This window comes from Streptomyces calidiresistens (genome assembly GCF_014141525.1).
GTDB lineage: Bacteria > Actinomycetota > Actinomycetes > Streptomycetales > Streptomycetaceae > Streptomyces > Streptomyces calidiresistens.
The window spans coordinates 1-5,285 of the sequence record NZ_VKHS01000369.1 but is presented as its reverse complement, the minus strand read 5'-3'; the positions used below and the strand labels follow the sequence as shown (position 1 = coordinate 5,285).

General features: G+C 76.0%; 5 protein-coding genes. 4 read left to right on the top strand and 1 reads right to left on the bottom strand.

Going from position 1 to position 5,285, the window contains the following annotated elements; translation table 11 throughout:
* A partial coding sequence (locus FOE67_RS15625; RefSeq protein WP_228473931.1) for a sulfite exporter TauE/SafE family protein occupies nucleotides 1-792 on the top strand: 792 nt, incomplete at its 5' end.
* Between the two features lie 39 nt (nucleotides 793-831).
* Here FOE67_RS15625 and FOE67_RS15620 read toward each other — a convergent pair.
* Nucleotides 832-1,686, bottom strand: a complete 855-nt coding sequence (locus FOE67_RS15620; protein WP_182664708.1) for a DUF3027 domain-containing protein — start codon at nucleotides 1,684-1,686, stop codon at nucleotides 832-834.
* 531 nt (nucleotides 1,687-2,217) lie between these two features.
* Between FOE67_RS15620 and FOE67_RS15615 the strand changes: the two genes are divergently transcribed.
* The 3 genes from FOE67_RS15615 to FOE67_RS15605 all read left to right on the top strand — a co-directional run bounded on the left by FOE67_RS15615 (nucleotide 2,218) and on the right by FOE67_RS15605 (nucleotide 5,215).
* The gene (locus tag FOE67_RS15615) at nucleotides 2,218-3,711 is read left to right on the top strand and encodes an MFS transporter (protein ID WP_182664712.1); all 1,494 of its coding nucleotides are present in this window, start codon (nucleotides 2,218-2,220) and stop codon (nucleotides 3,709-3,711) included.
* Nucleotides 3,712-3,737: 26 nt separating this feature from the next.
* Nucleotides 3,738-4,322 carry a hypothetical protein gene (locus FOE67_RS15610; protein ID WP_182664706.1) on the top strand — a complete coding sequence of 195 codons (585 nt, stop codon included), beginning with the start codon at nucleotides 3,738-3,740 and terminating at the stop codon, nucleotides 4,320-4,322.
* Between the two features lie 131 nt (nucleotides 4,323-4,453).
* A complete protein-coding gene (locus FOE67_RS15605) occupies nucleotides 4,454-5,215 on the top strand; it encodes a futalosine hydrolase (RefSeq protein WP_182664710.1) in 762 nt (253 codons plus the stop codon).
* The last annotated feature ends 70 nt before the right edge of the window (nucleotides 5,216-5,285 follow it).

Here is a 5,285-nt window from a genome sequence, read left to right as displayed (position 1 = left end):
GTGTGGCAAGCGCTTACCGCGCCCGACTTCCCCGCCTCGTCGCTCCCCGCTCCCCTTCCCGGCGCCCTCCCCCTGCCCCCGCTGTCGTTCCTGCTGGTCGTCGGCCTCGCCGTGCTCATCGGTTCGGTCGTGCAGAGCGGGGTCGGCCTGGGGCTGGGGCTGATCGCCGCCCCCGTGGTGGCGATGATGGACCCCACCCTGCTGCCCGGCACCATGCTGATGGCCACGCTGCTGCTGCCGATGTTCACCATCCGCGCCGAGTGGCGGCACGTGGACTGGCGGGGGCTGGCCCGGGTGCTGCCGGCCCGGCTCCCCGGCGCCGTGGCGGGAACCTGGCTGGTGGCGGTGGTGGCCCCGGAGACGCTGGGCGCCCTCGTCGGGGTGATGGTGCTGCTGGCCGTGGTGGCCACGGGATGGGCGGTGCGGGTGCCGATCACCACGACGAGCCTGGTGACGGCGGGCGTCGCCTCGGGCGTGACGGGCACCGCGACCTCCATCGGGGGGCCGCCGGTGGCGCTGCTCTACCAGCACGAACCGCCGCCCCGGGTGCGCGGCACCCTCGGCGTCTTCTTCCTGTGCGGCACCGCGATGTCGTTGGGCGTGCTGGCGCTGGGCGGTCAACTGACCGGGGAACAGGTGGCGGCGGGCCTGACCCTGATCCCGTTCGTGGTCACGGGCTTCCTGGTCGCCCGCCCGCTGCGCCGGCGGATGGCGACCGCGGGCATCCGCACCGCGCTGCTCGCACTGGTCTCGCTCTCCGGGCTGGTGCTCCTGGCGCGTTCGCTGTGGTGACGGGCCCGGGGGAGGCCGCCCGCCGACCTCCCCCTCCGCTCAGAGCGGGTCGACCCCCAGGTGGTCGATGACGGGCGGCGGCGGGGTGATCGGGGCCGGCATCCGGGCGGCCTCGGAGTGCGCGCCGCAGCCGTAGTCCAGGGAGACCACCCGGCCGTCGGCGGGCGAGTACTCGTTGGCGCACACCCCGAACGCCTGCCGCAGGGAACCGGCCAACGGGATCAGGAAGCCGCAGCCGGCGCAGGAGGCCGGGGCGGCCTGCGCCATGGGCGTGTCGGGGCCGAAGGTCTCCTGCCAGCGGTCGGCGGCCTCCTCCAGTCCGAGTCGGGAGAGCACCCGGGGCCGGCCGAACCCGATCTCCCGGGCGACGGCCTCGATCCTGGCCCGCTCCGCCGGTTCGACGACGGGCGGTGCCCCCTCGGTCACGGGCGCCTCGGCGGTGTCGCCGCCCGCGGGTTCCCCGGCGGGCGTGTCGCCGGGCACCGGCGGCGCGAGGGCCTCGTCCAGGCCGGAGGTGCCGGGCGCCAGCCGCGGATCGTCGGCCTCCACCGGCAGCAGGTCACCGGGGCCCATGTCCCCGGCCCGCAGCCGCTCGCTCCACGGCACCCACTCGGGCGCCAGCAGGGCGTCCGGGCCGGGCAGCAGCGCGACCTCGTCCACCGTCACGTAGCGGGCGCGCGAGGCACGGGCCACCGTGACGCCCCAGTACCAGCCGCGATACCCGGGGTCCAGGCACTCGAAGCGGTGGGTGACCAGCCGGTCCCCCTCCTGAACCACCCCCAGGTGGGGACCGGCCCCCCGGGGGGCGGCGACCTCCTCGGCGACCTCGCGGGCGAGTTCGACGGCCTCTGCGCACAGCCGGTCGGGGGTGCGGCTTCGCGTGCCAACTCTCACTTGATCGACTCTCTCCTACGCCGTGTGCTCGGGTGCCGGGCCGCCGGGAACCACCGGGCGACGGAGCGGCTGCCGGATCGCCGCCGGGCACGGGACCGCGGCGACGCGTGCTCCGGGGTGTGGAGACCGCGCGATCCACCGCACGCCCCGCACCGGCGCGCGAGGCGCGCCGCGACGGGATCCGGGCCGCTGCGACGTCGTACCGATCGTGAGTGAACCGATCGTGAGTGACGAGACGGAGGGCACCGTTCGACCACGCTACCGCACACGCCGCGTGCGGGGCCGCGCGGGCACGTTCGGGGCCGGCCGATCCGGAGCCGGACCGGACCGCCGGACACCCCGTCGGTCGGCGTCGGTCGGCACCGGTTGGCACCGGTCGGCGGTCGTGCCCGGCGTCGCACCGGCCGTCGCGCCGGGGCGCCCCCGGGCCGCCGTTCGACCCCCGTGGCCCTCCGTTCGCCCCGCATCCATGCCGAACCCCCGTCGGGCCCGCCCGTACCGCCTACCCTTGCAGACGTGGCAGCTGACAGCATGTCCGACCGCAGAACCGGGGGCCGGTCCGGGCCGCTGGTCCGTTCGCTGCGCGCCGTCGGCCGCGGGGTCTCCCGCCCACCGGCGGCGCTCGGCCGTCGGATCCGGCGCGTCACCCACGCCCAGGGGGCGGGCGAGTCGGGCCTGGGCAAACTGATCGAGGTGCACGCCGTGCACTCGATGGGCGACATGTTGATCACGATGGCCCTGGCGTCCACGATCTTCTTCTCCGTGCCGACCGACGAGGCGCGCGGCCGGGTGGCGCTGTACCTGGCGGTCACGATGGCGCCGTTCGTGTTGCTGGCGCCGGTGATCGGTCCGTTGCTGGACCGGATCCCGCACGGCCGGCGGGCGGCGATGGCGGGGGCGCTGCTGTTCCGGGGCGTGTTGGCGCTGTTGATCACCGGGGCGGTGGCCACCGGTGAACTCCTGTTGTACCCGGCGGCGCTGGGCGTGATGGTGGCCTCCAAGGCCTACAACATCGTGCGGGCGGCGGTGGTGCCGCGCCTGCTGCCGCAGAAGATCTCGCTGGTGAAGGCGAACGCGCGGATCACCCTGACCGGTCTGATCTCGGCCGGTGTGGCGGCCCCGCTGGGGCTCCTGCTGCACCTGCTGGGTCCGCAGTGGCCGCTGTACGGCGCGTTCGTGCTCACCACCATCGGCGCCGTGATGTGTTTCCGGCTGCCGCACAAGGTGGACCTGGCCAAGGGCGAGCGGGCCCTGCACCTGGAGGAGCTGGCCCGCACCCGGGTGGTGCGCGAGCCGGAGCGCGGCACGGGCCGGAACGGCGGCCGGCGGTCCTCCCGCGACGGCGCGGCGCGCGCCTCCCGCAACGGGGGTCCGCGGCGGACCCGCGGACCCGTGGCGTGGTGGCGGCGCCGGTCGGAGCGGCGCGAGCGGGTGCTGCGGGCCGCGGACTCACCGGTGTTCAAGGGCCTGATCGCGAACTCCTCCTTGCGGGTGCTCTCCGGTTTCCTGCTGTTCTTCCTGGCCTTCCTGCTGCGCGACCAGCCGCTGCCGGGGATGTCCACCGCGCTGGCGCTGGGCGTGGTCGGCGTGGCGGCCGGGGCGGGCAACGGCCTGGGCAACGTCCTCGGGGCGTGGGCCAGGGACCGGGCCCCGGAGGTGATCCTGCTGCTGATGCTGGGGCTGGCGGTGGGCACCTCGATCGCGGCGGCGGTCGCCTACGGCACGGTGACGGTGCTGATGGTGAGCACGGTGGCCGGGCTCGGGCAGGCGATGGGGAAGCTGTCGCTGGACGCGATGATCCAGCGGGACGTGCCCGAGGTGGTGCGGACCTCCGCCTTCGCCCGTTCGGAGACGGTCGTGCAGATGGCGTGGGTGGTCGGCGGGGCGTTCGGCATCGCGCTCCCGCTGATCGGGTGGTTGGGCATGACGGTGGTGGCGGTGCTGCTGATCGCCGGCACGGCCGCCTCGGCGGGGACGCTGCTGGCCTCCGCCCGGCGCGGCACACCGCACCCGCGCGTTCGCTGATCGGGGTCGCCCGGTACCCTGCCCGCATGACTGCGATCTCCGGGATGATGGGCCGGCGGGCCCTGCGCACCACCCTTGCCGTCGGCGCCGTGTCACTGGGACTGGCGGGGTTGACCGCCTGCGAGCGGCCCACGCCGAACGCGCACTTCACCCTCGGCTCCTCGACCTCCTCCCCGGAGACCGCGAGCGACTGCTACGGCCACGACGACCCGCTGGGCGTGGAGCGGGCGCAGGAGTGCCTGGAGCACACCGACGACGCGCCGTCGTTCACCTCGCAGCGCGGGGAGACCTTCCGGGTGGGGGTGGATCCCTCGATCGCGGAGCACGGCTGGCTGCTGTTCGTCAACGGCGAGACCCGGTCGGTGGACCCCTACACCACCACCTTCCAGAACTTCCCCGTGGACGACCTGCACGCGATGTCGCAGGCCGACCCGTTCGGCGAGGAAGAGGAGGACGAGGGGATCACCGTCAGCGTCGTCAAGTTGACCGGTGACTACGACTCCGAGGAACTGATGGCGGCCTACCAGGCGCAGGACGAGGATGCCTTCAACGAGGCGCTGTACGGGCGCTTCGAGGGTGTCTGGAACGCCCGCCTGGAGCCGGGGAACTGATCGGGGGGCCCGTGGGCGCCGAGCCCTCCGGGGCGACCGGGAGGACCTGCCCGGACCACCCGGTCGTCGAACCACCCGACACCGCCCCCGGGGCGGTCGGGGTCGCCGGGTCCCCGGGGACGGCCGCCGCCGTGCCGGGGAGCCGACTGCTGGTGGTCACCGCCGTGGCCGCCGAGCGCGACGCCGTGCTGGCGGGCCTCGCGGGCAAACCCCCGGAACCCGGACCCCGGCACGAACCCCCGCAGCCCGTCGGGTCCGTCGAATCCGTGGTGGCCGGGGTCGGCCCCGCCGCCGCGGCGGCCGCGACGGCCGACGCCCTGGCCCGCGCCCGGGCGGAGGGCCGGCCGTTCCACCTGGTGCTCTGCGCCGGTATCGCCGGCGGCTTCGCCGAGCGCGCCCCCCTCGGCTCGGTCGTGGTGGCCTCCCGGATCGTCGCCGCCGACCTGGGGGCGGGGACCGCCGAGGGCTTCGTCGACGTGACCGAGTTGGGCTTCGGCACCGTCGCCCACGAACCACCCGCCGACCTCGCCGCGGAGGTCGCCGGGGCCGCCGGGGCGCTGCTCGCCCCCGTGCTGACCGTCTCCACCGTCACCGGCACCGCCGGGCGGGCCGCCGACCTGGCCGCCCGCCACCCGGGGGCCGGGGCGGAGGCGATGGAGGGCTTCGGCGTCGCCGAGGCCGCCGTCCGCGCCGGGGTACCGGTGCTGGAGGTGCGGGCGGTCTCCAACACCGTGGGCCCGCGCGACCGCGCCGCCTGGCGGATCCCGGAGGCGCTGCGCGCCCTGTCCCACGCCTGTGCCGCCGCGGCCCGCCCGCTGTTCGCCGCCGCCCGCGCGGGTGGCGGTCGCCGCGCCCCGCGCCACGACCGACCGGCGCCGGGCGCACCATCGTGACCGGCCCGGGAGCCCCCGGGCCACCGACCCCTCCGAGGACACCGACCACCATGGCCGACCCCGCCCATCC

Bases quoted from the DNA above. Each gene is read 5' to 3' on its own strand.
- FOE67_RS15610 (WP_182664706.1), top strand. From the start codon at position 3,738: ATGACTGCGATCTCCGGGATGATGGGCCGGCGGGCCCTGCGCACCACC.
- FOE67_RS15615 (WP_182664712.1), top strand. From the start codon at position 2,218: ATGTCCGACCGCAGAACCGGGGGCCGGTCCGGGCCGCTGGTCCGTTCG.